This is a genomic window from Cupriavidus sp. HPC(L), from assembly GCF_000307735.3.
Classification (GTDB): Bacteria; Pseudomonadota; Gammaproteobacteria; order Burkholderiales; family Burkholderiaceae; genus Cupriavidus.
Genome location: NZ_AMPR02000401.1, coordinates 1 through 25,105, shown reverse-complemented (window position 1 = coordinate 25,105; position 25,105 = coordinate 1). Strand labels below are relative to the sequence as shown.

Below are 25,105 nucleotides of genomic sequence, written 5' to 3'. Positions count from 1 at the left end.
GGCCGTGGTCGCGCGCAAGCGGCCGCGCCCCGGCGAGCGGCGCGTGCAGATCCTGCAGACGCTCGCCGGCATGCTCGAGCACCCGCGCTCCGAACGCATCACCACCGCCGCGCTGGCCGCCCGGCTCGGCGTCTCCGAGGCCGCGCTGTACCGGCATTTCGCCAGCAAGGCGCAGATGTTCGAGGGGCTGATCGCCTTTATCGAGCAGACCGTGTTCGGCCTGATCAACCAGATCACCACGCAGGAGGAGCACGGGCTGCGCCAGGTGCAGGCCATCGTGCGGATGCTGCTGTCGTTCGCCGAGAAGAATCCGGGCATGACGCGCGTGCTGACCGGCGAGGCGCTGGTCGGCGAGCATGAGCGGCTGCAGGAACGCATCAATCAGCTGGTGGACCGGATCGAGGCGTCGATCCGCCAATGCCTGAAGGTCGCCGCGACGCAGGGCGCGTTTCCGGCCGACGCCGACGTATCGGCACGGGCCGCGCTGATTGTCGCCACGGTGCAGGGGCACTGGCATCGCTATGCCAAGAGCGGCTTTCGCAAGCTGCCGGCCGGGCAGATCGACGCGCAGCTGCGCGTGCTGCTGGGCTGATCCCCGTAGCCGGACTGCGGCCGTCGATATTCATCTCCGCGCGCCCCTTCTGCCGACTTCAGCTGATGTCTATCGCTTTGCTCTATAATCTGCCGGTCGCGCCGATTTGATGACTGGCTTGCGGGCGCGCGGCGGGGAAATTTCCCGCCACTATAAATGCGGCTAAAGAGGTTGGTCGGCGCCCCCTCTCCGATTCGCGATTCGACAGGAACGCATTTCAGGGACAACGCCACCGCGCGGCGGACAGCGAAGCATCCGGTGCGAAACAACCCGACTTGGCTGCGTGATTCCAGACGCAAGACCGGTCGGGTTTTTTGATGCCTGCTTCGCGCGGGCCCGCCTACATGACTGACGTTGCCTCGCCATCCGCGCATGCGGACCCGGTGGAACCGGCCGCTTCCGGCACTGCTTCGGACGCCGCTGCCGCCGCCGCGCTGCACCTGCCCCTGCCGCCCGACTCGGTCGGCATCGTGACGCCGCAGCGCATGCATTTCGCCGAGCCGCTGCCGCTGCGCAACGGCTCTTCGCTGGCCGGCTACGACCTGATGGTCGAAACCTACGGCACGCTCAATGCCACGCGGACCAATGCCGTGCTGGTGTGCCACGCACTGAACGCCTCGCATCATGTGGCCGGCGTCTACGCGCACGATCCGCGCGACGTCGGTTGGTGGGACAACATGGTCGGCCCCGGCAAGCCGCTCGACACCGACCGCTTCTTCGTGATCGGCATCAACAATCTCGGCTCGTGCTTCGGCTCGACCGGTCCGATGAGCCTGAACCCGGCCACCGGCCAACCGTTCGGCGCCGCCTTCCCGGTGGTCACGGTCGAGGACTGGGTCAATGCGCAGGCGCGCGTGGCCGATGCCTTCGGCATCGAGCAGTTCGCCGCGGTGATGGGCGGCAGCCTCGGCGGCATGCAGGCGCTGGCCTGGAGCCTGATGTATCCGGAGCGGCTGCGCCATTGCATCGTGGTCGCCTCGACGCCGAAGCTGTCGGCGCAGAACATCGCCTTCAACGAGGTCGCGCGCAGCGCGATCCTGTCCGACCCCGACTTCCACGGCGGCAACTACTACGCGCATGGCGTCAAGCCCAAGCGCGGGCTGCGCGTGGCCCGGATGATCGGCCATATCACCTACCTGTCCGACGAGGACATGGCGGCGAAATTCGGCCGCGAGCTCAAGGCCGAGGACATCCGCTTCTCGTTCGACGTCGAGTTCCAGGTCGAGAGCTATCTGCGCTACCAGGGCGACAAGTTCGCCGAGTACTTCGACGCCAATACCTATCTGCTGATCACGCGCGCGCTCGACTACTTCGATCCCGCGCTGACCTTCGGCGGCGACCTGACCCGTGCGGTTGCGCATACCCGGGCCAGCTTCCTCGTTGCCAGCTTCACCACCGACTGGCGCTTTGCGCCAAGCCGCAGCCGCGAGCTGGTCAAGGCGCTGCTCGACAACAAGCGGCCGGTCAGCTACGCCGAGATCGACGCCCCGCACGGCCACGATGCCTTCCTGCTCGACGATCCGCGTTACCACAACCTGATGCGCGCCTATTACGAACGCATTGCCCGGGAGATCGGCGCATGAATGCCAAGTCCATCACCGAAGCGGCCAACGGCGTGCTGGCACGGCGGCCGGACTTCCGCGCGATCGCGCGCTGGATCGAACCGAATGCGACGGTGCTCGACCTGGGCTGCGGCGACGGCAGCCTGCTGCGCGTGCTGCAGGACGAGCTCGACGTGCAGGCCTACGGCATCGAGATCCGCGACGAGGGCGTGCTGGCGTGCGCGCAGAAGGGCGTGCATGTCATCCAGCAGAACCTGGAGGGCGGGCTGGCGCTGTTCGAGGACAAGAGCTTCGACACCGTGATCCTGTCGCAGACGCTGCAGACCATCCACAACACCGCGCAGGTGCTGCGCGACACGCTGCGCGTCGGCCGCGAATGCATCGTGTCGTTCCCGAACTTCGGCTACTGGCCGCACCGGCTGTCGGTGTTCCGCGGCCGCATGCCGGTGTCCGAGTCGCTGCCCTACCAGTGGTACGACACGCCGAACGTGCGCGTGCTGACCATCAGCGACTTCGAGGCGCTGGCGCCCAAGGTCGGGCTGCGCATCCTCGATCGCGTGGTGATGCACGAGGGCATCACGGTCAACTGGGGCGTCAACTGGCGCGGCAGCCTGGCGGTCTATCGGGTCTGCTCCGCCTGATCGGTTCGGCCCGATCGGTTCGGTCCGAGGATGGCCTCGAACGGAGTGGCCGGCACTTGACGTGCGGCCACTCGGGCGACTACCGTACGGAAATTCCGAACGATCGTTCGCTTTTTCGGCGAGGCCCCATGTCCGCGACATCCGAGCTGCATCCCTTCGACGACGCGATTGCGTTGACCCCCGCCGGCGAGCACCGCTTCGCCGGCCGCACCACCGAGTCGTACTGGAACATGATCGGGCCGTACGGCGGCATCACCGCGGCGACGCTGCTGCAGGCGGCGCTACAGCATCCGCAGCGGCTCGGCGATCCGATCGCGCTGACCGTCAATTTCGCCGGACCGATCGCCGAGGGCCCGTTCACGATCGAGGCGCGGCCCTCGCGCACCAACCGCTCGACGCAGCACTGGTCGCTGGAACTGGTACAGAACGGCGAGGTGGCGACTACCGCCAGCGCGGTGTTCGCGGTGCGGCGCGATACCTGGGGCTGCGGCGAGGCCATCTTTCCCGACGTGCCGCCGGCCGACGCCATCGCGCCGCTGCCGAGCGGCTTCGCGCCGGTGCGCTGGCTCAAGTCCTACGAGATGCGCCCCGTGCGCGGCGCCAAGCCTGCAACCGCCGAACCGGGCACCGAGCATCCCGACAGCCTGACGCAGTTCTGGCTGCGCGACCATCCGGCGCGCACGCCCGACTATGCGTCGATCGCTGCCTGGTGCGACAGCTTCTATCCGCGCATCTTCCTCAAGCGCGCCGGCTTCGTGCCGGCCGGCACGGTCTCGCTGACGACTTACTTCCACGCGGATGCCGCCACGCTGGGGGCGCTGGGCGATCGGCACGCGCTGGGCAGCGCGCGGGCGCAGGTGTTCCGGCAGGGCTTCTTCGACCAGAGCGCGCAGCTGTGGAGCCCGGACGGCGAGCTGCTGGCGAGCTCGCATCAGATCGTTTACTACAAGCAGTAGAGGCGCCTGCTGCCCTCTCCCCAGCCCTCTCCCGCAAGCGGGAGAGGGAGCCAACCGGTAGTCCGCTAAGGGATACCGCTTCGGACCGGCTCCTCTGCCGCGGTCGCTCGCATTCGGCTCCCCGCTCCCGCTCGCGGGAGAGGGGTGGGGGAGAGGGCAGCGGCGCCCGCTGACCCACTACCGCGTCAGCCCTCGCGAACGCCCTTGCCCTCTCCCCGGCCCTCTCCCGCAAGCGGGAGAGGGGGAACACCCGCAGCCTCGACGGACGCCGTGCGCGTCTGGCTTTCATAGCGCTCGACCGTGCCGCGCATCGCACGCAGCAGCAGCAGCCCCGGCAGCGCGACCAGCACCGTGCCGAGATAGAAGGGCGCCCACCCGTACGATTCGACCAGATAGCCCGAGGTCGGGCCGACATAGACGCGTCCGACCGAGGCCAGCGCCGACAGCAGCGCATACTGCGTCGCCGAAAACGAGCGGTTGCACAGCGCCATCAGCAGCGCGACGAACGCCGCGGTGCCCATGCCCCCGCACAGGTTCTCGACCGCGATGGTCGCGCCCATCGACCACAGATGGGCGGGCGTCACCGCCAGCAACCAGTAACCGAAGTTCGACACGGCCTGCAGCACGCCGAACAGCATCAGCGAGCGGTACAGGCCGAGCCTGACCATCAGCGTGCCGCCGAACAGCGCGCCGATGATGGTCGCGGCCAGGCCCAGCGTCTTGTTGACCAGCCCCACCTCGCCAGCGGAAAAGCCCACGCCGCGGATCAGGAAGGTCGTCGACAGGCTGCCGGCGAAGGCGTCGCCGAGCTTGTACAGCACGATCAGCCCCAGCAGCCACCAGGCGCCGGTGCGGCCGAAGAAGTCGCGCAGCGGGCCGACCACCGCCTCCTCCAGCGAGCGCGGCGCGCGCGGCGGCGATTCGGCGCGCGGCGCCCACGGCAGCGTCAGCAGGCCGACCGCCATCAGCGCCGCCATCAGCAGGTACATCTGCTGCCAGCCCAGCACGCGGTCGGCCAGCCACAGCGCCAGGCCGCCCGAGACCAGCATCGCCAGCCGGTAGCCCAGCACCTTGACCGCCGCGCCGGCGCCGCGCTCGGCGGGCCGCAGCACGTCGGTGCTGTAGGCGTCGAACACGATGTCCTGCGAGGCCGACAGGAAGGCCACCAGCGTGGCCAGCCCCGCCAGCAGCCACAGCGCCTCGCGCGGCGGGCAGAACGCCATGCCGGCGATGCCGAGCACCAGGCCGACCTGCGTCAGCAGCAGCCAGCCGCGCCGCCGGTCCAGCAACGGCGGCGTGTAGCGGTCCATCAGCGGCGCCCACAGGAACTTGAAGATGTAGGCCTGGCCGACCAGCGAGAAGAAGCCGATGGTCTTGATGTCCAGCCCTTCGACCGTCATCCAGGCCTGCAGCGTGCCCGAGGTCAGCGCCAGCGGCAGCCCCGAGGCAAAGCCCAGTGTCAGCATCGCGCCGATGCGGCGGTTGCGGAAAATATCGAGATAGTCTTGGAAGGTCATGAAGGCGGGAGCAGGGGCCGGGCGGAACAGGCGGTGGAAGTGCCTGGAGGGCCCTGGGTGGCGATCGGGCGCCGTGTATTATTGCATCAGCCTTCGTGATGTCTGTCGCATTCTCGTTGAAACGATGCCCCTTCCCTTGCGTCTGGCCATGTCCGCTCCCTCCGTTGCCGTTCCCCGCATTGCCGTTCCTTCCTCGCGTTCGCTCGGGCTCGCGGCGCCGCTGCGCCGGCTGACGCTGGCCATGCTCGGCGCCGTCGCGCTGCTGGGCGCGCCCGCCGCGCTGGCGCAGTCGGACGGCGTCAATGTGCAGCGCGGCGGTGGCGCGGTCAGCCAACTGGTGCCGGCCGAGGCGATCGAACAGCAGGCCGCGCAGGAATACGAGCAGATCAAGCAGGAGGCACGCGCCAAGGGCGCGCTGGCGCCGTCCAACGATCCGCGGCTGGCGCGCCTGCGCACGATCTCCGAACGCATCCTGCCGCAGGCCGGGCGCTGGAACGACCGCGCCCGTGGCTGGAAGTGGGAGGTCAACCTGATCAAGGCCAAGCAGGTCAATGCGTTCTGCATGCCCGGCGGCAAGATCGCGGTCTATACCGGCTTTCTGGACCAGATCAAGCCGACCGACGACGAGCTGGCGATGGTGATCGGCCACGAGATCGCCCACGCGCTGCAGGAGCATGCGCGCGAGCGCGCCGCCAAGGCCGAGATCACCAACCTCGGCGCCAACGTCATTTCGCAGCTGTTCGGCTTCGGCAACCTGGGCAATCTGGCGCTGGGCACCGGCGCGCATCTGCTGACGCTGAAGTTCTCGCGCTCGGACGAGACCGAGGCCGATCTGGTCGGCATGGATATCGCGGCGCGCGCGGGCTACGATCCGCGCGCCGCGGTGACGCTGTGGCAGAAGATGGGCAAGGTGTCGCAGTCGTCGGCGGCCGGCGCCAGCATGGACTTCCTGTCCACGCACCCGTCCGGCCAGTCGCGCATCGCCGAGCTGCAGCGGCATATGCCCGAGGTGCTGCCGCTGTACGCGCGGGCGATCGGCACCACCGTCGACCGGCTGCCGGCCTACCGGACCAATATGGGCGGCCTCGCCAACGCGCCGGTGGACCGCGGCGACGAGGACAAGCAGCAGCCGCTGAAGCGGTAGCACAGGCCTCGTTCCCGCGCAGGCGGTACCCAGCGTCTTGTGAAGTCACTGGGTCCCCGCATTCGCGGGGACGACAAGCTTGCCGACAAAAGCAAACGGCCCCTGATTCAGGGGCCGTTTGCTTCGGTCAGGCAGGAAAGCGTCAGGCGGTCAGCCCGGTCGCCTCGTCCGCGCCGATATGCACGTTCATGCATTGCACCGCGGCGCCGGCCGCGCCCTTGCCGAGGTTGTCCAGCCGCGCGATCAGCACGATGCGGTCCGCCGAGCCGAACACGAACAGGTCGACGCGGTTGGTGTCGTTGTTGGCCTGCACGTCGAAGAAGCCGTTGTCCAGATGCTCGTCGCTGGCCGCGGGCATCACGCGCACGAACTGCTCGCCCTCGTAGTGCTTGCGGTAGATCTCGGCGACTTGCTCCGGCGTGACCTTGCGCGCCAACCGATCCGGGAACACCGGCACCGTCACGGCCAGGCCCTTGTAGAACTTGCCGACGATCGGGCTGAAGATCGGCGCCTGCGCCAGGCCGGTCTGCACCCGCATCTCGGGCAGATGCTTGTGCTCCAGCCCCAGCGCGTAGGCGCGCGGGCTGTCGAGCTTCGGATTGCCGCCCGCCTCGAAGTCCGCAATCATCTTCTTGCCGCCGCCGCTGTAGCCGGTCAGCGAGAACGCGGTGACGGGGTAGTCGGGCTGCATCACGCCGGCATCGACCAGCGGACGCACGGCCAGCACGAAGGCGCTGGCGTGGCAGCCCGGCACCGCGATGCGCTTGCTGGCGCGGATCTTCTCGCGCTGGCCGCGCACCAGTTCGGGCAGGCCGTAGGCCCAGTTGTCGGCGGTGCGGAACGCCGTGCTGGCGTCGATCACGCAGGTGTCCGGATTGGTCACCAGCGACACCGCCTCGCGCGAGGCCACGTCCGGCAGGCACAGGAAGGCCACGTCGGCGGCGTTCAGGAAGCGTGCTCGCTCGGCCGGATCCTTGCGCTTGTCTTCCGCGATGCGCAGCAGTTCGACATCGGAACGGCCGGACAGATAATCGAGCAGCCGAAGGCCGGTGGTGCCTTCCTGGCCGTCGACGAACACTTTGAATGCCATGGTGGACTCGCTTGGGTATTACGGGTAAGAGGTGCATTGTAGCGAGGATGCCCCGGCATCGCAGCGGCAATCCGCCCCGGCGGCCGGGCGGCCCCGTTACAGCGGGAAGTCGTAGTCGATCGACAGCGGCGCGTGGTCGCTGAACTTCTCGTCCTTGTAGATCGAGCAGGCCTTTGCGGTGTCGGCGATCTTCGGCGTCGCCAGGTGGTAGTCGATGCGCCAGCCGACGTTCTTCGCGTAGGCTTGGCCGCGGTTGCTCCACCAGGTGTACTGCTCGGGCCGCGGGTCGAGCTTGCGGAACACGTCGACATAGCCGTGCACGTCGAACAGCTCGCCGATCCAGGCGCGCTCCTCGGGCAGGAAGCCGGAGTTCTTCAGATTGCCCTTCCAGTTCTTGATGTCGATTTCCTTGTGCGCGATGTTGACGTCGCCGCACAGCACGATCTCGCGCCCGCTGGCCTTGAGCTGCAGCAGATGGGGCAGGAAGGCCTCCATGAAACGGTACTTGGCCAGTTGCCGTTCCTCGGAGCTGGAGCCCGACGGCACGTAGACCGAGATCACCGCCAGATGCGGATACTGCACTTCAACGTAGCGCCCCTCGCTGTCGAACTCGGCATTGCCGAAGCCGGTGATCACGCGCTCGGGCTTGTGGCGCGTGTACAGGCCGACGCCGCTGTAGCCCTTCTTCTCGGCGTAGTGGAAGTAGCCGTGATAGCCGTGCGGGGCGAGGAAGGCCTCGGTCATGTCGGCGGCCTGCGCCTTGAGCTCCTGCACACAGACCATGTCGGCGTCCTGCTTGCCCATCCAGTCGAAGAAGCCTTTCTTGCTGGCGGAGCGGATGCCGTTGAGGTTGGCACTGATAATCCGTAACATCTCGGGAAATTTTTGGAACAGAGAGAAAAGATGACGCAGCAAACCACGCCGGCGGCGGACGACCTCAGCCAGACCTTCATCCGCTTCGCGCTGGACGCGGGCGTGCTGTCCTTCGGCGAGTTCGTCACCAAGGCGGGACGCAAGTCGCCGTATTTCTTCAACGCGGGGCTGTTCAACGAGGGCGCCACGCTGGGCCAGGTGGCGCAATTCTATGCGAAAACCCTGCTGGCCTCGGGTGTCGCATTCGACATGCTGTTCGGGCCGGCCTACAAGGGCATCACGCTGGCGTCCGCCACCGCGGTGGCGCTGGCCGGCATGGGCCGCAATGTCGGCTTCGCCTACAACCGCAAGGAAGCCAAGGACCACGGCGAGGGCGGTACGCTGGTCGGCGCAAAGCTGCAGGGCAAGGTGGTGATCGTCGACGACGTGATTTCGGCCGGCACCTCGGTGCGCGAATCGGTGCAGATGATCCGTGCCGCCGGCGCGGAGCCTGCCGCGGTGCTGATCGCGCTGGACCGGATGGAGAGAAGCGGCACCGCGGAGCAGATCGGCGCCCATTCGGCGGTGCAGGACGTGCAGCGCGAATTCGGCGTGCCGGTGATCGCGATCGCCTCGCTGGCCGATCTGCTGGCATACCTGGACGCCGCGCAGGACCCCGCGCTGGGTGCGTCGCGCGACGCGGTGGCCGCCTACCGCCAGCGCTACGGCGTCTGATCAGTCGACCTTCAGCTGGTCCAGTCCCGGCGCCGACGGCGGATAGGCCGGCTTGAGCCGCGCGAAGGTCTCGCGCAGGATCTCCGCGATCATCAGATTGCGGTGCGTCTTCGAATCGGCGGGAATCACATGCCAGGGCGCGTCCGGCGTCGCCGTCGCGGCGATCGCGTCCTGGTAGGCGTCCATATAGGCGTCCCAGTGCCGGCGCTCGGCCAGGTCATTGGGATCGAACTTCCAGTGCTTGTGCGGATCGGTGAGCCGCGCCTGCAGGCGCGCCTTCTGCTCGTCCTTCGAAATATGCAGGAAGCACTTGACCAGCGTGGTGCCGGTCTCGGCCAGCAGGCTTTCGAAGTGGCGGATCTGCCGATAGCGGCGCTCGCACTCGGCCGCGTCGATCCAGCCATGCACGCGCGTGATCAGCACGTCCTCGTAGTGGCTGCGGTTGAACACCGCGATCTCGCCGGCGCGCGGCACCTGAGCGTGGATGCGCCACAGGTAGTCGCGCGCCTTCTCCTCCGCGGTCGGCGCCTTGAAGCCGACCACGCGCACGCCGAGCGGATCGAAGCTGCGGAACACGCCGCGCACGGTGCCGTCCTTGCCGCTGGTGTCCATCCCCTGCAGGATCACCAGCAGCTTGCGTGACTGCTCGGCGTAGAAGATGTCCTGCTGCTCGTCCAGATGCGTCGACAGCTCGGTCAGGCGAGCCCGGTCGCTGGTCTTGTCGCCGCTGGAGAAGGGCCTGGCGCCCGCGTCGAAGCGGTCCAGGCGAAATCCCTTGCCATTGGCGATGCGGTAGGGGTCGAGCGGGGTGTCTGGCATGGCGCGTCTCCGCGTGGGCGCCGGGCTTCCGGCAGGGTCGCTGGGGCGGGGCGCCGCTGGGGCATGCCCCCCAAGGTCGCTGAATCAGCCGCGCGGCTGCAGCGCGTCCAGATCGATCGAACCTTCGAACACCGTGGTGGCCGGGCCCGTCATCCGCACCGGCGTGCCGTCGCCATCCCAGGCGATGGTCAGGTCGCCGCCGTGCGTATGCACCTTGACCGGCGAATCGAGCAGGCCGCGCCGGATGCCGGCGACCACCGCCGCGCAGGCGCCGGTGCCGCAGGCCAGCGTCTCGCCGGAGCCGCGCTCGAACACGCGCAGCCGGATCGTGTTGCGGTCGACCACCTGCATGAAGCCGGCATTGACGCGCTTCGGGAAGGCCGCATGGTGCTCGATCACCGGGCCGTCCTCGCGCACCGGGAAGCGCTCGGTGTCATCGACCACCTGCACCGCGTGCGGATTGCCCATCGACACCGCGGAAATCCACACGGTGCGGCCATTGGTCTCGATGCCGTACAGCGTGTCGTCGCCCTCGGTCCGCGTCGGCAGCCCCTCTGGCAGGAACGGGATGCGCGCGGGCTCGAACTCGGGCGCGCCCATGTCGACCGTGACCTGGCCGTCGTCCTGCAGCGTCAGCGTGATGACGCCGTTCATCACCTCGACCCGCACCGAGCGCTTGTCGGTCAGGCCGTGGTCGGTGACGAAACGGACGAAGCAGCGCGCGCCGTTGCCGCAGTGCTCGACCTCGCCGCCGTCGGCATTGAAGATCCGGTAGCGGAAGTCGACGTCGGGGCGGGTCGGCTTCTCGACGATCAGGATCTGGTCCGCGCCCACGCCGAAATGGCGGCTGGCCAGCGCGCGCCACTGCTCGGTGCTCAGGTTCAGGGTCTGGTGGATGCCGTCCAGCACGACGAAGTCGTTGCCGGCGCCGTGCATCTTGGTGAACTGGATTTTCATGGCGGGGAGGGCGGGGCGGTCTTGGTTCGATGGATGGGCCGCGGCGGGCGGTTCAACAATGCCTGGGACCGGCGTACCGGTCCCTCATCAGCGTCAATATATCCCGGGCTCGCCGGGCGGGCGATTCTTGAACCGCTTGTGGACCCAGTAGTACTCGGGAATCCTCGGCCGGATGCAGTCCTCGAAGAACGCGTTCATGCGGCGCGTGTCCTCTGTCACGTTCTCGCCCGGATAGTTGTCCCACGCGGGGAGGATCCGCAGCACGTAGCCGCGATAGTCGGGCAGCTGCTCGGTATAGATCGGCACGACCTTGGCGCCGGTCAGCCGCGCCAGCCGCGACACCGAGGTCAGCGTCAGCGCCTGGGCGCCGAAGAAGGGCACGAATTCCGAGTCGCGCTCGCCGAAGTCCATGTCGGAGATCAACTGCAGCGCCTCGCCCTTCTTCAGGCAGCGGATGATGTCCCGCACGCTGTCGTTGCGCGCGATCATGTGCGCGCCGAAGCGGCCGCGCGCCTGCTTCAGGAAGCCGTCGAACAGCGCGTTCTTCTGCTTGGTGTACAGCGAGGCGCCGGAGCGGCCCACGTGGTCGCGCAGATAGATGGTCAGCCGGATCGCGCCGGCCTCGACGCCCGACAGGTGCAGCGTGACCAGGATGTGCGGCTCGCCGTCGAGCGCGACCAGGTTGGCCTGGTCGTCGATCTGCACCCAGCGGCGCATCTGCGCCTCGCTGCCGGTCCAGAAGATGCCGCGCTCGGCGAAGCTGCGGAACACCGAGCGGAACGACTGGCGCGACAGCTCGGCGATCTCGGCCTCGGACTTGTCGGGAAAGGCGAGCCGCAGGTTGGCGCGGACCACCTCGCGGCGGCCACTGGGGAACAGATACAGCAGGCTGCCCAGCCCCTCGCCGAAGCGTGCGACCAGGGGGTAGGGCAGCTTGCCGAGCACGGTCAGCAGACCGATGCCCAGCCAGGTGAAAAGACGGCTCATGGATGGGAAGTGGACGAAGTCGATTCCGTGGCGCCCGCGTCGGCGGCCTTGAGCGGTGCCGGCGGCGTGGTGGACGGCGCGGCGGACGGCGTGGGCAGCGATGGGGCTTCGGCATCGGCGGGCCACGCGGGCGGCAGTTCCGCGCCGGCCGGGTGCTTGTAGCGGTTGTAGCCCCACAGGTACTGGGTCGGCGCCAGCCGTACCAGTTCCTCGACCACGCCGTTGATCACGGCGGCGGCCGCGGCCGGATCTTCCGGCAGCGGCTCCTCGATGACACGCACAAAGGCGCGATAGCCGCTGCCGCGCGGCAGCCGTACCGAAGCGACGATCGCCAGCGGCGCGCCGCTCCATTGCTGCAGCCGCTGCACCAGCGTCATCGTGTAGGCCGGGCGGCCGAAGAACGGCGCCCACGTGCCCTCGCCGCCGATCGGCACCTGGTCGGGCAGGATGCCGATGGCTTCCTTGCGCTTGAGCGCCTTGACCAGCATCCGCACGCCGCGCGGATTGGCCGGCGCGCTGGTCATGTTCGGGCGGTTGCGCATGCGTTCGACCCAGTCGCGCAGCCAGGGCTGGTGCGGCGGCTTGAACAGCACCGTGACGGGCCGGCGCATCGCGTACGACTGCGGCAGCACCTCGAAGCAGCCCAGGTGCGGCGTCAGCACGATCACGCCGCGCCCCTGGTCCTGCAGCCGGTCCAGCGTCGGCCAGACCACCTCGTTGAAGTCGACCAGCTTTGCCTTGATGGTGTGCCGGGTCCAGAAATACGGCATTTCCAGGATCATGCGCCCCATCGAGCGAGCCGCCTCATCGATCATGTCGTCGGTGGCGTCCGGAAAGGCGTGGCGGAAATTCTCGGTCAGGCGGGTGCCATAGCGGCCGGGCATCCTGGCGGCCAGCAGGCCGAGCGCGCCACCGATGGCGTGCAACCAGGCCAGCGGCAGACGGGAGATCAGCCAGAACAGGAAAGTCATGGAAGTCGGTCACGCAGCCCGGGGCGGAAGCTCCGCACCGGCCGGGTGCTTGTAGCGGTTGTAGCCCCACAGGTATTGGGTCGGCGCCTCGGCCACCAGCGACTCCGCGGTGCGGTTCAGCAGGGCCGCGGCGTCGGCGGGGTTGTCCGGCAGCATGTCTTCCAGCACCCGCATATGGGCGACATAGGTCGCGCCGCGGGCGGTGCGCTCGGCGAAGACCATGGCGATCGGCGCGCCCGTCAGCTGCTGCAGACGCTGGACCAGCGTCATCGTGTACGCGGGTTTGCCGAAGAACGGCGCCCATACCCCATCGCCGCCGGTGGGCACCTGGTCGGGCAGGATGCCGATCGATTCGCCGCGCTTCAAGGCCTTGAGCAGCGTGCGCACGCCCCGCGGCGTGGCAGGCGCCATCACCAGGTTCGGGCGGGTGCGCATGCGCTCGATCCAGTCGCGCAGCCAGGGCTGGTGCGGCGGCTTGTACAGCGCGGTCACCTTGCGGCGCATCGCGTAGGCCTGTGGCAGTACCTCGAAGCAGCCCAGATGCGGCACCAGCATGATCAGCCCGTTGCCCTTGCCGAGCAGCCGGTCCAGTTCCGGCCAGGTGTGCTCGGAAAACCGGGCGAGCCGCTTGCTCAGCGTCTTGCGGCCCCAGAAATACGGCATCTCCATCATCATCCGGCCGGTGGAGCGGGCGGCCTCGGCCAGCATCTCGTCGGTGGCGTCGGGATAGGCGTGGCGGAAGTTTTCGGTCAGCCGCCTGCCGTAGCGGCCGGGCAGGCGTGCGGCCAGCAGGCCGAGCGCGCCGCCAATGGCTTGCAGCCATGCCAGCGGCAAGCGCGCAATCAGCCAGAACAGGAAGGTCATGGAGTCCCAACAATGGCCGGCAGCAGGGCCGGCGAGTTCATTTTTCCGCGGATATTGTTTCCCCGGCAGTGGTTTCCCGGCGGCGGCCGATAACCCCGACAGCAGCGATGGCATCGGCATCCTGCCGCGGGGTGCGTGTGCCGCGCCGCGCAGGCGCGTATAATACCGCGCATCGCCGAGTTAACTGACAACTTGCGGGGCGATGCGGACCGGATCCCGATGGGAATCCGGCCCGGCTGAAATACCGCTAAAGCGTCGCCCTCCAGGTTTGAGCATGGTTGGCACGCAATAGCCAACGATAGCCAACAAGTTTCGAACAGCGCCATCCCGGCGCCGTAGCCAACCTGGAGAATAGTTCGTGGCAAACGACTTCCTGTTTACTTCGGAATCCGTCTCCGAAGGCCATCCCGACAAGGTCGCCGACCAGATTTCCGACGCCGTCCTGGATGCCATCCTGGCCCAGGACAAGTACGCGCGCGTCGCCGCGGAAACGCTGTGCAATACCGGGCTGGTGGTACTGGCCGGGGAAATCACCACCACGGCCAACGTCGACTATATCCAGGTCGCGCGCGAAACCATCAAGCGCATCGGCTACGACAACACCGACTACGGCATCGATTACAAGGGCTGCGCGGTGCTGGTCGCCTACGACAAGCAATCGCCCGATATTGCCCAGGGCGTCGACCGCGCCTCCGACGATTATCTGAACCAGGGCGCCGGCGACCAGGGCCTGATGTTCGGCTATGCCTGCGACGAGACCCCGGAACTGATGCCGTTCCCGATCTACTACTCGCACCGCCTGGTCGAGCGCCAGTCGCAACTGCGCCGCGACGGCCGCCTGCCCTGGCTGCGTCCGGACGCCAAGTCGCAGGTCACGGTGCGCTATGTCGACGGCCGTCCGCACAGCGTCGACACCGTGGTGCTGTCGACCCAGCACGCGCCGGACATCACGCAGGCGCAGATCCGCGAGGCGGTGATCGAGGAGATCATCAAGCCGGTGCTGCCGCCCGAGATGCTGAAGGACACCAAGTACCTGGTGAACCCGACCGGCCGCTTCGTCATCGGCGGCCCGCAGGGCGACTGCGGCCTGACCGGCCGCAAGATCATCGTCGACACCTATGGCGGCGCGGCGCCGCACGGCGGCGGCGCGTTCTCGGGCAAGGATCCGTCCAAGGTCGACCGCTCGGCGGCCTACGCGGCCCGCTATGTGGCCAAGAACGTGGTGGCCGCGGGCCTGGCGCGCCAGTGCCAGGTGCAGGTCAGCTACGCGATCGGCGTGGCGCGCCCGATCAACGTGACGGTCTACACCGAAGGCACCGGCAAGATCTCCGACGAGGCGATCGCCAAGCTGGTGATGGAGCACTTCGACCTGCGGCCCAAGGGCATCGTGCAGATGCTGGACCTGCTGCGCCCGATCTACGAAAAGACCGCCGCCTACGGCCACTTCGGCCGCGAGGAACCGGAATTCTCGTGGGAAGCCACCGACAAGGCCGCGGCGCTGCGCGCGGCAGCCGGGCTGTAATTCGCGGGCGCCGGGTCCATTCGGCCGGCGCGAGGGAGCCGGGGGCGGGAAAGACCACCCCCTCTCCCCAACCCTCTCCCCGTGAGGGGGAGAGGGGGAAAGACCTGCCATCTCCCCCGCGGGAAAGAGGGAGAAAGACCTGCCATCTCCGCCGCAGGAGAGAGGGAGAAAGACCTGCCCTCTCCCCCGCGGGAGAGACGGAGAAAGACCTGCCCTCTTCGCCGCGGGAGAGAGGGAGAAAGACCTGCCCTCTTCGCCGCGGAAGAGACGGAGAAACACCTCCCCTCTTCGCCACGGAAGAGAGGGAGAAACACCTCCCCTCTCCCGCTTGCGGGAGAGGGGCCGGGGGAGAGGGCAGCGGCGCGGACTGCCGCCACCGCCGCCTTCTCTCCCCCACCTCCACTTACCCCACCTTCACTTCGATCCGCCGCGGCTGCGCTTCGGCCTGCTTCGGAATCCGCAGATTCAGCACGCCGTCCTTGAGCACCGCCGAGATCGCGCTGCTGTCCAGCTCGCGGCTCAGCGTGAACACGCGCTTGTAGCGCGCGATCTGGACCTCGGCATAGACCGGCTCCAGCCCTTCGGGCATCTCCTGGCGAATCTCGCCCTCGATGGTCAGGCTGTCGCGGTCGGCGCGCACCTGCAGCGTGTCGCGCGACACGCCCGGCAGGTCGGCCAGCAGCGTGATGCCGGTCGCATCCTCGGTCACGTCCACGCGCGGCAACAGCGTCCCGCTGGTGCCGGCATTGCCGTTGCCGTTGGTGTTCCCGCTGACGTTCACGTTCCGGTCCTGCTCGGTCCGGGTAACGGCTTGATCGTTCATGTCGAACCTCCTGCTCGGTGCAATCATCGGGTCAGTGATCGGGTCAGTTCACGGTGATCCGGCGCGGCTGGGCCGCTTCCTGGCGAGCGATCGAGATCCGCAGCAGCCCGTCGCGATAGGTCGCCTCGATCCTGGCGGTATCGACGTCCTCCGGCAGCGAAATCACGCGCCGGAAGCTGCCGTCGAAGCGCTCGCGCACATAGACGTTGGTGTCGTCGCGCAAGCTCGACGCGCCCGGGGCCGGCTGGCCCTGCTGGCCGGCTTGCGGATTGGCCTGCTGAGTGGCCTGCTGATTGGCCGACGGGTCGCTTTGCCCGGTTTGTTGCCCGGTGCCCTCGACCCGCGCGCTGCGCCGCCCGGCGATGGTCAGCAGGCCGCGGTCGACGCTGACGTCGAGCGTGGACGGATCGATACCCGGCGCGAACGCATAGACCTCGACGCTGGACGGCGTCATGCCGATATTGACCGCCGGAAAGGCGCCGCGCGCCACCGCGCGGATGCTGCTCGGCGCCGAGAAGGCCTGCTGCAGTTCGCGCTGCAGCCGGTCGAACTCGGCAAACAGGCTGCCCGGAGAACTCAGCAACGATGCATACATGGCATTCCCTCCTTGCTCCTTGCTACTGCTGGCTGTCGTGCATTCGGACCGGCGCGGCCGGTCCCCCGCGTGCCGGACCTTGCCGGCGCGCTTCGACACGAATGTAGTGTCGGACCGCGTCGCTTCAAGAGTCGCATGCGTGGCCGCGGGCGCGCGCGAAGCGTTCCGCGGCGCGGCGGTAGAATCGCGCCATCAGGCGTGGCACACGCCAGCATGCCGAGGAATCCCATGTCCGTTCAAACCGCTGTCCCTCCCGCCGCGCCTGCCAGCGGCGCCGCACCGTCCGCTGCGCCCGCCGCTGCCGGCGGGCTGGACCTGATCCGCCCGCAGCCCTATACCGACTGGGCGCCGCAGCTGCGCGCCGAAACGGCCGCCGGCCTGCGCCGCGAGCTCGAGCAGGGCGCCGTGCTGTATTTCCCCGATCTGCATTTCCGCTTCGAGCCGGGCGAGGAACGCTTCCTCGACAGCCGCTGGTCCGATGGCAAGTCCAAGAACATCAACCTGCGCGCCAACGACTCCGCGGTGCGCGGCGCCGTCGGCAGCCCGCAGGACCTCGCCGGCCTGTATGCGCTGATCCGGCGCTACGCGGAATACAGCGAGCGTCTGGTGCTGTCGCTGTTCCCCGAATACGGTCCGCATCTGGAGCGCGCCGGCACCTCGCTGCGGCCCAGCGAGATCGCCGGGCGTCCGGTCAGCTGGCGCAAGGACGACACCCGGCTGCACGTCGATTCGTTCCCGTCCAATCCGCTGCTCGGCAAGCGCCTGCTGCGCGTGTTCCACAACATCGATCCGCAGGCGCCGCGGGTGTGGCGCGTCGGCGAGCCGTTCGCCGATTTCGCCAAACGTTTCGTGCCGCGTACCAAGGGCATGTGGCCGGGACAGGCCTGGCTGATGAAGCAACTGCATATCACCAAGCGCGAGCGTTCGGAATACGACCACCGCATGCTGCAGCTGCACGACATGGCCAAGGCCGACCTCGACTACCAGGCCAGGGTGCCGCAGCAGGAATTCCACTTCCCGCCGGGTTCGACCTGGATCGTCTTCAGCGACCAGGTGCTGCACGCCGCGATGCGCGGGCGCGCGATGATGGAGCAGACCTATTACCTCGATCCGCGCGCGATCTCGGACCACACCCATTCGCCGGAAGCGGTGCTATCGCGGATGCTGGGCAAGCCGATGCTGAAGTCCTGATACGCGCTGCAAGGGCAGGGCGCGCGGGCGCGCGTCCTGCCTTGTTTCCACCCTGTTCCCCTCCTTTCGCCGGGCTTGTCCGGCCCCTCGCTTTCCCCCGCCGCCCCTCCACAAAGCGCCTACACTGGGCAGCATAGACCGCGTTCGCGCCCCGTCCGCCAGCCTTCGGTGGCGGCCCGACGCGCGAGCGAGCGGCGCGCCGACTTGCCATCGTGCGAGGGGACAAATGGACACCAGTTTCGATTACATCGTGATCGGGGGCGGCGCGGCGGCATGCGCGCTGGCCGGCAGGCTCGCTGACAGCGGCAGCGAATCGATCGCACTGCTCGAGGCCGCCTGGCCCGACGATGACGCGCCGGACTGGGGCCCCTATCTGCGCGGCACGCCATCCGACTACGACGGCTGGGCCGAGGCCGGTTGCGACGGCTGGTCCTGGGACGACGTACTGCCGTGCTTTCGCCGCGCCGAATGCAATACCCGCGTGATGGGGCGCGACGACGATCCCTGGCATGGCGGCAACGGCCCGCTGCATGTCGGCGATCCGCCGGCGCCTTCGCCGCTGGCCCGCTACTTCGTCGAGTCGGCCGCGCACGCCGGCCATCCCCGCAACGACGACTTCAACGGCCCCGAGCAGGAGGGTGTCGGCTGGTTCCAGAGCGCGCGCCATCGCGGCGAGCCGTGGAGCGCCGCGCGCGCCTATCTGCATCGCGGCGTCGGCGGCAATCTGCAGGTTCTGCACGGCATGCAGGCGCAGCGCATCGTCTTCGAAGGACGGCGTGCGGTCGGCGTGCAGGCGCTGCGCCATGGCAGGCAAATCGCGTTGCGCGCGCGGCGCGAGGTGGTGCTCGCAGCCGGCGCGATCGGCTCGCCGCAGTTGCTGATGGTTTCCGGCATCGGCCCCGCCGATCATCTGCAGGAGCACGGCATCGGCGTGGTGCAGCATCTGCCGGGCGTGGGGCTGAACCTGCAGCAACCGGTCGGCATGCTGCTGCACAAGCGCGGCCCGACGCCGCCGTCGCTGCGGCAATCGTTTGGACCGCGCTGGTTCGGCGTCCAATCGGCGATCGGCATGTCGGTCGGCAGGACGTTCGCCGCGGCATGGCACTGGTTGCGGCATGGCGCCGGACTGGGCGGGCGGCGCAGCACGCTGGCGCAGGCAGAGCCGATCAGCGCCGGCGCACTGCTGAAGAGCCAGCCCGAATTGCCGGAACCCGATCTGCAACTGCGCTTCGTCGTCGGTCCAGGTCATGCGCGCGGCGACGGCGGCGGGCACGGCCAGAGCTACGGATGCCGCGTGCTGCTGCTGCGTCCGCGCAGCCGCGGAAGGTTGCGGCTGGCCGGCAGCGATCCGCAGCGGCGCCCGCTGGTCGAGGCCGGGCTGCTTGGCGATCCGCAGGACGTGCGCGACCTGATCGCGGGCGTGGCGCTGGTGCGGCGCATTCTCGCCCAGCCCCCGCTGGCCGCGTTCGGCGGCAAGGCGCTGTATTGCGGCGGGGTGCGCGCCGATCCCGGTGACGAGGCGGCCATCGATGCGCTGGTCCGCGCCCATGCCGAGGCCGCGGAGCGGCCGGCCGGCACCTGCCGGATGGGCATCGATGCGCTGTCGGTGGTCGATCCGCAATTGCGCGTGCGCGGCGTCGAGGCGCTGCGCGTCGCCGATGCGTCGATCATGCCGACGCTGGCCGGCGGCGATGCCGATGCGCCGGCGATCATGATCGGCGAGCGCGCGCACGACCTGATACGGCACGGTCCGCGGGTGAGGCTGCGCGCGCTGGAGACCTTGCTGGCACGCGCCTGAGCGCCACGCTCGCCCCGCGGGCGCCGGTTTCCCCTGCTTTCGCCGCATTTTTTCCCACTTTCGGTACACCGATACTCGGGCAGCAGCCTGTGCGGCGGCGAACAGCCTTATGCTGTGAGCCCACCATGGAAAGGAGAGTCACCGTGCAAAGCACAGGGACCCCCAGGGCCGCCGCGGCCTGGCATGCCGGCCGGCCCCCCGCGGATGCGCGCCATCGTCAGCCGCCCGGCGCCGCCAACGCCAACGCTCCGCTGTCGTCCCATCGGATCGACTGGATCGAAACCGAGGGCGACAACGCCCGCGATCCTGGCGCCGACGGATTGCGGCGTGCCTGGATCGCCCTCGGGGCCTTGACGCGCCATCATCGCGCGCTGGCGACCGTGGTCATGGCGACGGCGATGTCGCTGCCGATCGGCCTGGCCGGCGCCGTTGTGCTGGTCCGCGGCGACCCGCAAGCGCTCCACCCTGGCGTGGCAATGATCATCGCAGCCACGGGCCTGTGGTGCGGCACCTGCTGCCTGTTCTATCTGGATCAATGTCGGCGCCTGCTGCGCGACGGCGAGTCCAACGAGTAGACCTGACCGCAATTGCCGCGATCAAACCGGCCAGGCCCGCTCGATCAGCTTGCCCAGCTGTGCCGCGCCGCCGTCGAGCGTGCCGAACACGCGCCCATGCTGCCGCTCGAGCCGGCTGGCGACGAAGCGCTCGGCGCTATCGGCATCGGCGTGCGCCAGCATCAGCGCCGCCTGCGCGGTCAGCACCAGACCCTGCGCGAAGCGGCGCGCGCAGGTTTCCAGTTCTTCCGGCGCGGCGCGCAGCATCGCCTGCAGCGAAGCAAGTTCGGCGCGCACCGCGGCATGCCCGCCGGCGCGCTGGCCGAGATCCTGCAGCAAGCGCAGCGCATCGTCGGGACTGCGCTGGATCGCGCGCAGCACGTCCAGGCACATGATGTTGCCGGACCCTTCCCAGATCGAATTGACCGGTGCCTCGCGGTAGAGCCGCGCCATCGGCCCTTCCTCGACGTAGCCGTTGCCGCCCCAGACCTCCATCGCCTCGCCGGTCGCCTCGATCGCGCGCTTGCAGATCCAGAACTTGGCGGCGGGCGTGACGATGCGCTTCCACGCGCCGGCCAGCGGATCGGTGGCTGCGTGTTCGAACGCATGGGCGAGCTCCATCATCAGCAGCGTCGCGGCCTCGCTCTCGAGCGCGAGATCGGCCAGCACATTGCGCATCAGCGGCTGGTCGGCGAGCCGCTTGCCGAACGCCGTGCGATGGCGCGCATGGTGGATCGACTGGATCAGCGCGGTCCGCAGCAGCGCGGCGCTGCCGATCACGCAATCGAGCCGGGTATTGGTGGCCATCTCGATGATGGTCGGAATGCCGCGCCCTTCCTCGCCGATCAGGATGCCGCTGGCGCCGCGGAATTCGACCTCGCTGCTGGCGTTGGAGCGGTTGCCCAGCTTGTCCTTGAGCCGCTGGATCTGGATCGCGTTGCGGCCGCCGTCGTCGCGAAAGCGCGGCACGAAGAAGCAGGACAGCGGCCCGTCTTCGGCGCCCATGCGGGCGACCACCAGGTGCGCGTCGCACATCGGCGCGGAGAAAAACCACTTGTGTCCGGTCAACGCGTACTCGGCGCCGCGGCCCTCGCCCCGCACCGGCCGCGCCACCGTGGTGTTGGCGCGCACGTCCGAGCCGCCCTGCTTCTCGGTCATGCCCATGCCGATCGTCACCGCGCGCTTGTCGCGCCAGGGCAGGTCCTCGGGATCGTGCGCGGTCGCATAGAGCCGCGGGGCCAGCTCGCTGAACAGCGCGGCTTCCTTCTGCAGTACCGGGATGCTGGCGAAGGTCATCGTCGCCGGGCACAGCGAGCCCGATTCGAGCTGCGCCTGCAGGAAATAGCCGGCGGTGCGCGCGGCCCAGGCGCCAGGGCGCGGCTGCGCGAACGGCAACGCCTGCAGCTGGCGGCTGCGCAGCAGCGACAGCAGCGCATGCCAGCTCGGATCGAAGCGGACCTGGTCGATCCGTTCGCCGGTGCGGCTGTGGGTGTGCAGCTCGGGCGGATGGCGATTGGCCTGATCGGCCCAGGCCTGGACCTCGGGCTGGCCCAGCGTCGCGCCGAACTCGCGCAGCTCGCCGGCATGCCAGCCGCCGCCAAGGCGTTCGAGTGCGGCGCCGAGCGCGGTGTCGATCGCGAACAGGTTGTGGTGCGCCAGATCGGGGACCTGGTTGAAGACGCGGTGAGTGGCGGCGTCGCTGGTGCTCATGGTGTCTCCTGTGGCGGGCTTTCCTGGCTCTGTCCACGCCGTTGCCGTTGCGATTGCCGTTGCAATCGCCGCCGGCGCGCTGTGCATGCGTGGACACGCTTTCTGCATGGTAGAGCACCGCCGGCGCTCGTGGCCGGCGCCGACGCAGGCGGCCCAGGCGTCACGCCGAAGGGCCGATCCGATACCGCAGTGCACCACAGTGCGAATGAAACAAGGCTGGCGCAGCCAGTTTCCTTGTGCTTAAATTGGCCCCGTTGGATGAAACAGGGGTGCCGTGCGGATTGGCCGCGCGGCTGAGAGAGTCCCTTCGAACCCGATCCGGTTAGTACCGGCGTGGGAAGTTTCACTGAAGACCCGCAGTTCCCGCCGGCGCGCATTCCAGCCGCGCCAGCATGGTCCCCGAGGGACATGCTCACAGGACTCCTGGTTTCGTCCATCCCCCAAAGAGAGAGGACGATATCCATGGCCCGCAACAACGCCGCCCCCGCCGCATCCTTCGAATCGCTCGCCAGCGATCTCGACCAGAAGTTCGCCTACCCCGCGTCGAACAAGACCTACCTGACCGGCAGCCGCCCGGACATCCGCGTGCCGATGCGCACCATCCTGCAGACCGCGACGCGCACCGAGCACGGCGAGATGCCGAACCCGCCGATTCCGGTCTACGACACCTCGGGCCCGTACAGCGACCCCGACGTGCGCATCGACCTGAAGGCCGGTCTGCCGCCGGTGCGGGCCAAATGGATCGAGGAACGCGGCGATACCGAGGTGCTGCCGGGCCTGTCGTCCGAGTACGGCCAGGCGCGCGCCAACGATCCGGCCACCGCGCACCTGCGCTTCGCGCAGCTGACCAATCCGCGCCGCGCCAAGGCCGGCGCCAATGTCACGCAGATGCACTACGCGCGCCGCGGCATCGTGACGCCGGAGATGGAATACATCGCGCTGCGCGAATCGCTGAACCTGCAGGCGCTGTACGACAAGCCCGAATACAAGGCGCTGCTGCGCCAGCATCCCGGCAATGCGCTGGGCGCCGGCCTGCCGCTGCGTCCGGAGGACATCACGCCCGAATTCGTGCGCCAGGAAGTGGCCGCGGGCCGCGCGATCATCCCCGCGAACATCAACCACACGGAGCTCGAGCCGATGATCATCGGCCGCAATTTCCGCGTGAAGATCAACGGCAACCTGGGCAATTCGGCGGTGACCTCGTCGCTGGCCGAGGAAGTCGAGAAGATGGTCTGGTCGATCCGCTGGGGTGCCGACACCATCATGGACCTGTCCACGGGCAAGCATATCCATGAGACGCGCGAATGGATCCTGCGCAATTCGCCGGTGCCGATCGGCACGGTGCCGATCTACCAGGCGCTGGACAAGACCGGCGGCATCGCCGAAGACCTGACCTGGGAGATGTTCCGCGACACGCTGATCGAGCAGGCCGAGCAGGGGGTCGACTACTTCACGATCCACGCCGGCGTGCTGCTGCGCTATGTGCCGCTGACCGCGGACCGCGTGACCGGCATCGTGTCGCGCGGCGGCTCGATCATGGCGAAATGGTGCCTGGCCCACCACAAGGAAAACTTCCTGTACACGCACTTCGACGAGATCTGCGAAATCATGAAGGCCTATGACGTGTCGTTCAGCCTCGGCGACGGCCTGCGTCCGGGCTGCATCGCCGACTCGAACGACGAAGCGCAGTTCGGCGAGCTGCGCACGCTGGGCGAGCTGACCGCCAAGGCGTGGAAGCACGACGTGCAGGTGATGATCGAAGGCCCGGGCCACGTGCCGCTGCAGCGCATCCAGGCCAATATGGACGAGGAACTGAAGCACTGCTACGAGGCCCCGTTCTACACGCTGGGACCGCTGGTCACCGACATCGCCCCCGGCTACGACCACATCACCAGCGGCATCGGCGCGGCCAATATCGGCTGGATGGGCACGGCGATGCTGTGCTACGTCACGCCGAAGGAGCACCTGGGCCTGCCGGACAAGGAAGACGTGCGCGAGGGCATCATCACCTACAAGATCGCCGCGCATGCCGCCGATCTGGCCAAGGGATGGCCCGGCGCGCAGCTACGCGACAACGCGCTGTCGAAGGCGCGCTTCGAGTTCCGCTGGGAGGACCAGTTCAACCTGGGCCTCGATCCGGAACGCGCGCGCTCCTTCCACGATGCGACGCTGCCCGCCGAGGGCGCCAAGATCGCGCACTTCTGCTCGATGTGCGGTCCGAAGTTCTGCTCGATGAAGATCACGCAGGACGTGCGCGACTACGCCGCCTCGCTGAAGTCCGACGAGGCCGCGCAAGCCGAACGCGGCATGCAGGAAAAGTCGATCGAGTTCGTCAGCAAGGGCGCCAAGATCTACTCGTAAACACCGGCGTGTCGTTCCCGCGAGCGCGGGAACCCAGCGGCTTTTCCCCGCCGCAACAGGCGAAGTCGCTGGGCCCCCGCGTTCGGGGGCGACGCAGTGGCTTGCTGGCGAATTCGATGTTCCCGGGCCGCCCGCGGCCGGGCTGGCACAATACACCCCATGAAACAGCAGTTTGACGTCGCCATTCTCGGCGCCGGCCTGGCCGGGCGCCTGGCCGCCTGGCGCCTGGTCCGGGCCGGGCTGCGCGTGGCCCTGGTGGAACGCGCCGGTCCCGACGGCGCGGGCGCGGCCGCCCATGTCGCCGCCGCGATGCTCGCGCCGCTGGCCGAATCGGCCATCAGCGAGCGCCGCATCGTCGAGCTCGGCATCGCCAGCGTGGACCTGTGGCGGGCATGGGTGGCCGAGCTCAATGCCGAACAGGCGGCCGAACAGGCGGACGGGCCCACCGCGGTCGAACCCGTCTTCTTCCAGCAGGACGGCACGCTGGTGGTCTGGCACGCCCACGACCGCGGCGAGATGCCGCTGTTCACCAGCCGCATCCGCGCCGTGTCGCCGCCCGAGCTGGTCGCCGAGCGTCTGCACCGGGTCGACGGTGCGGGCATCGCGGCGCTCGAGCCCGCGCTGGCCGGCCGCTTCCAGCAAGGGCTGCTGCTCGAGGGCGAGGGCCAGCTGGACAACCGCGGCACCCTGCGCGCGCTGCTGGCCTGCGCGGTCTCCGCCGGCGTGCATTGCGTCTGGGAAGCGGGCGAGATCGACGAGCGCGACCTGCCGCGGCTTGGCATCGACGCGCGCGTCGTGCTCGATTGCCGCGGCCTGGGCGCCCGTGCCGCGTGGCCCGCCGAGGGCGGCATCAGCGGCGGGGGC

General features: G+C 68.7%; 23 protein-coding genes and 1 riboswitch. Of the genes, 12 read left to right on the top strand and 11 right to left on the bottom strand.

The features are described from left to right. The 4 genes from slmA to B551_RS18465 form a co-directional block, all read left to right on the top strand. A partial coding sequence (gene slmA, locus B551_RS18480) for a nucleoid occlusion factor SlmA (protein WP_023264752.1) occupies nucleotides 1-592 on the top strand: 592 nt, incomplete at its 5' end. Between the two features lie 344 nt (nucleotides 593-936). Beyond that, the gene (locus B551_RS18475; RefSeq protein ID WP_082928418.1) at nucleotides 937-2,175 is read left to right on the top strand and encodes a homoserine O-acetyltransferase; all 1,239 of its coding nucleotides are present in this window, start codon (nucleotides 937-939) and stop codon (nucleotides 2,173-2,175) included. After that, nucleotides 2,172-2,795: a methionine biosynthesis protein MetW gene (metW, locus tag B551_RS18470; protein WP_006577582.1), complete on the top strand. Its 624-nt coding sequence runs from the start codon at nucleotides 2,172-2,174 to the stop codon at nucleotides 2,793-2,795. Before B551_RS18475 ends, metW begins: the two co-directional genes overlap by 4 nt. Nucleotides 2,796-2,923: 128 nt before the next feature. Then, the gene (locus B551_RS18465) at nucleotides 2,924-3,751 is read left to right on the top strand and encodes an acyl-CoA thioesterase II (protein ID WP_006577583.1); all 828 of its coding nucleotides are present in this window, start codon (nucleotides 2,924-2,926) and stop codon (nucleotides 3,749-3,751) included. 185 nt (nucleotides 3,752-3,936) lie between these two features. Here B551_RS18465 and B551_RS18460 read toward each other — a convergent pair whose 3' ends face one another. Continuing rightward, nucleotides 3,937-5,268 carry a muropeptide transporter gene (locus B551_RS18460; RefSeq protein ID WP_023264751.1) on the bottom strand — a complete coding sequence of 444 codons (1,332 nt, stop codon included), beginning with the start codon at nucleotides 5,266-5,268 and terminating at the stop codon, nucleotides 3,937-3,939. A gap of 148 nt (nucleotides 5,269-5,416) precedes the next feature. Between B551_RS18460 and B551_RS18455 the strand changes: the two genes are divergently transcribed. After that, the gene (locus B551_RS18455) at nucleotides 5,417-6,412 is read left to right on the top strand and encodes a M48 family metallopeptidase (RefSeq protein WP_023264750.1); all 996 of its coding nucleotides are present in this window, start codon (nucleotides 5,417-5,419) and stop codon (nucleotides 6,410-6,412) included. A gap of 142 nt (nucleotides 6,413-6,554) precedes the next feature. Here the strand turns inward: B551_RS18455 and argC are convergent, their stop codons facing one another. Both argC and B551_RS18445 read right to left on the bottom strand, forming a co-directional pair. Then, the gene (gene argC, locus B551_RS18450; RefSeq protein WP_006578518.1) at nucleotides 6,555-7,502 is read right to left on the bottom strand and encodes an N-acetyl-gamma-glutamyl-phosphate reductase; all 948 of its coding nucleotides are present in this window, start codon (nucleotides 7,500-7,502) and stop codon (nucleotides 6,555-6,557) included. 96 nt (nucleotides 7,503-7,598) lie between these two features. Further along, nucleotides 7,599-8,375 (bottom strand): exodeoxyribonuclease III, encoded by a 777-nt coding sequence (locus B551_RS18445; RefSeq protein WP_023264749.1) that lies wholly within the window; start codon nucleotides 8,373-8,375, stop codon nucleotides 7,599-7,601. Nucleotides 8,376-8,405: 30 nt separating this feature from the next. Here B551_RS18445 and pyrE point away from each other — a divergent pair, with 30 nt between their 5' ends. Continuing rightward, nucleotides 8,406-9,089, top strand: a complete 684-nt coding sequence (gene pyrE / locus B551_RS18440; protein ID WP_006578519.1) for an orotate phosphoribosyltransferase — start codon at nucleotides 8,406-8,408, stop codon at nucleotides 9,087-9,089. Here the strand turns inward: pyrE and B551_RS18435 are convergent, their stop codons facing one another. The 5 genes from B551_RS18435 to B551_RS18415 all read right to left on the bottom strand — a co-directional run bounded on the left by B551_RS18435 (nucleotide 9,090) and on the right by B551_RS18415 (nucleotide 13,687). Next, nucleotides 9,090-9,908 carry a polyphosphate kinase 2 family protein gene (locus B551_RS18435; RefSeq protein ID WP_006578520.1) on the bottom strand — a complete coding sequence of 273 codons (819 nt, stop codon included), beginning with the start codon at nucleotides 9,906-9,908 and terminating at the stop codon, nucleotides 9,090-9,092. Between the two features lie 84 nt (nucleotides 9,909-9,992). Further along, the gene (gene dapF, locus B551_RS18430) at nucleotides 9,993-10,865 is read right to left on the bottom strand and encodes a diaminopimelate epimerase (protein WP_006578521.1); all 873 of its coding nucleotides are present in this window, start codon (nucleotides 10,863-10,865) and stop codon (nucleotides 9,993-9,995) included. 93 nt (nucleotides 10,866-10,958) lie between these two features. After that, a complete protein-coding gene (locus B551_RS18425) occupies nucleotides 10,959-11,852 on the bottom strand; it encodes a lipid A biosynthesis lauroyl acyltransferase (protein WP_006578522.1) in 894 nt (297 codons plus the stop codon). Then, entirely contained in the window at nucleotides 11,849-12,823 is a 975-nt protein-coding gene (locus tag B551_RS18420) for a lysophospholipid acyltransferase family protein (RefSeq protein ID WP_006578523.1), read from the bottom strand. The genes B551_RS18425 and B551_RS18420 overlap by 4 nt, the downstream gene beginning before the upstream one ends. Nucleotides 12,824-12,832: 9 nt before the next feature. After that, the gene (locus tag B551_RS18415; protein ID WP_006578524.1) at nucleotides 12,833-13,687 is read right to left on the bottom strand and encodes a lysophospholipid acyltransferase family protein; all 855 of its coding nucleotides are present in this window, start codon (nucleotides 13,685-13,687) and stop codon (nucleotides 12,833-12,835) included. A 358-nt stretch (nucleotides 13,688-14,045) separates the two neighbouring features. Between B551_RS18415 and metK the strand changes: the two genes are divergently transcribed. After that, entirely contained in the window at nucleotides 14,046-15,209 is a 1,164-nt protein-coding gene (gene metK, locus B551_RS18410) for a methionine adenosyltransferase (protein ID WP_023264748.1), read from the top strand. 403 nt (nucleotides 15,210-15,612) lie between these two features. Here metK and B551_RS18405 read toward each other — a convergent pair whose 3' ends face one another. After that, nucleotides 15,613-16,032 carry an Hsp20/alpha crystallin family protein gene (locus B551_RS18405; protein WP_006579605.1) on the bottom strand — a complete coding sequence of 140 codons (420 nt, stop codon included), beginning with the start codon at nucleotides 16,030-16,032 and terminating at the stop codon, nucleotides 15,613-15,615. Between the two features lie 43 nt (nucleotides 16,033-16,075). After that, nucleotides 16,076-16,627 carry an Hsp20/alpha crystallin family protein gene (locus B551_RS18400; protein ID WP_006579604.1) on the bottom strand — a complete coding sequence of 184 codons (552 nt, stop codon included), beginning with the start codon at nucleotides 16,625-16,627 and terminating at the stop codon, nucleotides 16,076-16,078. Nucleotides 16,628-16,855: 228 nt separating this feature from the next. On the opposite strand from B551_RS18400, the gene B551_RS18395 reads away from it, so the two are divergent. The 3 genes from B551_RS18395 (at nucleotide 16,856) to B551_RS18385 (ending at nucleotide 20,191) form a co-directional block, all read left to right on the top strand. Continuing rightward, nucleotides 16,856-17,818 (top strand): Kdo hydroxylase family protein, encoded by a 963-nt coding sequence (locus B551_RS18395; protein ID WP_023264747.1) that lies wholly within the window; start codon nucleotides 16,856-16,858, stop codon nucleotides 17,816-17,818. Nucleotides 17,819-18,044: 226 nt separating this feature from the next. Then, nucleotides 18,045-19,616, top strand: a complete 1,572-nt coding sequence (locus tag B551_RS18390) for a GMC family oxidoreductase (RefSeq protein ID WP_023264746.1) — start codon at nucleotides 18,045-18,047, stop codon at nucleotides 19,614-19,616. Between the two features lie 143 nt (nucleotides 19,617-19,759). Further along, nucleotides 19,760-20,191: a hypothetical protein gene (locus B551_RS18385; protein ID WP_006578512.1), complete on the top strand. Its 432-nt coding sequence runs from the start codon at nucleotides 19,760-19,762 to the stop codon at nucleotides 20,189-20,191. Nucleotides 20,192-20,212: 21 nt separating this feature from the next. Here the strand turns inward: B551_RS18385 and B551_RS18380 are convergent, their stop codons facing one another. Continuing rightward, nucleotides 20,213-21,880, bottom strand: coding sequence for an acyl-CoA dehydrogenase family protein (locus B551_RS18380; protein WP_006578513.1), 1,668 nt, complete (start codon nucleotides 21,878-21,880; stop codon nucleotides 20,213-20,215). A gap of 255 nt (nucleotides 21,881-22,135) precedes the next feature. After that, nucleotides 22,136-22,237, top strand: a riboswitch (TPP riboswitch). Nucleotides 22,238-22,342: 105 nt separating this feature from the next. Here B551_RS18380 and thiC point away from each other — a divergent pair. Both thiC and B551_RS18370 read left to right on the top strand, forming a co-directional pair. Beyond that, nucleotides 22,343-24,241: a phosphomethylpyrimidine synthase ThiC gene (gene thiC, locus B551_RS18375; RefSeq protein WP_006578514.1), complete on the top strand. Its 1,899-nt coding sequence runs from the start codon at nucleotides 22,343-22,345 to the stop codon at nucleotides 24,239-24,241. A gap of 159 nt (nucleotides 24,242-24,400) precedes the next feature. Then, on the top strand, nucleotides 24,401-25,105 hold a 705-nt coding region (locus B551_RS18370; RefSeq protein WP_023264745.1), incomplete at its 3' end, for an FAD-binding oxidoreductase.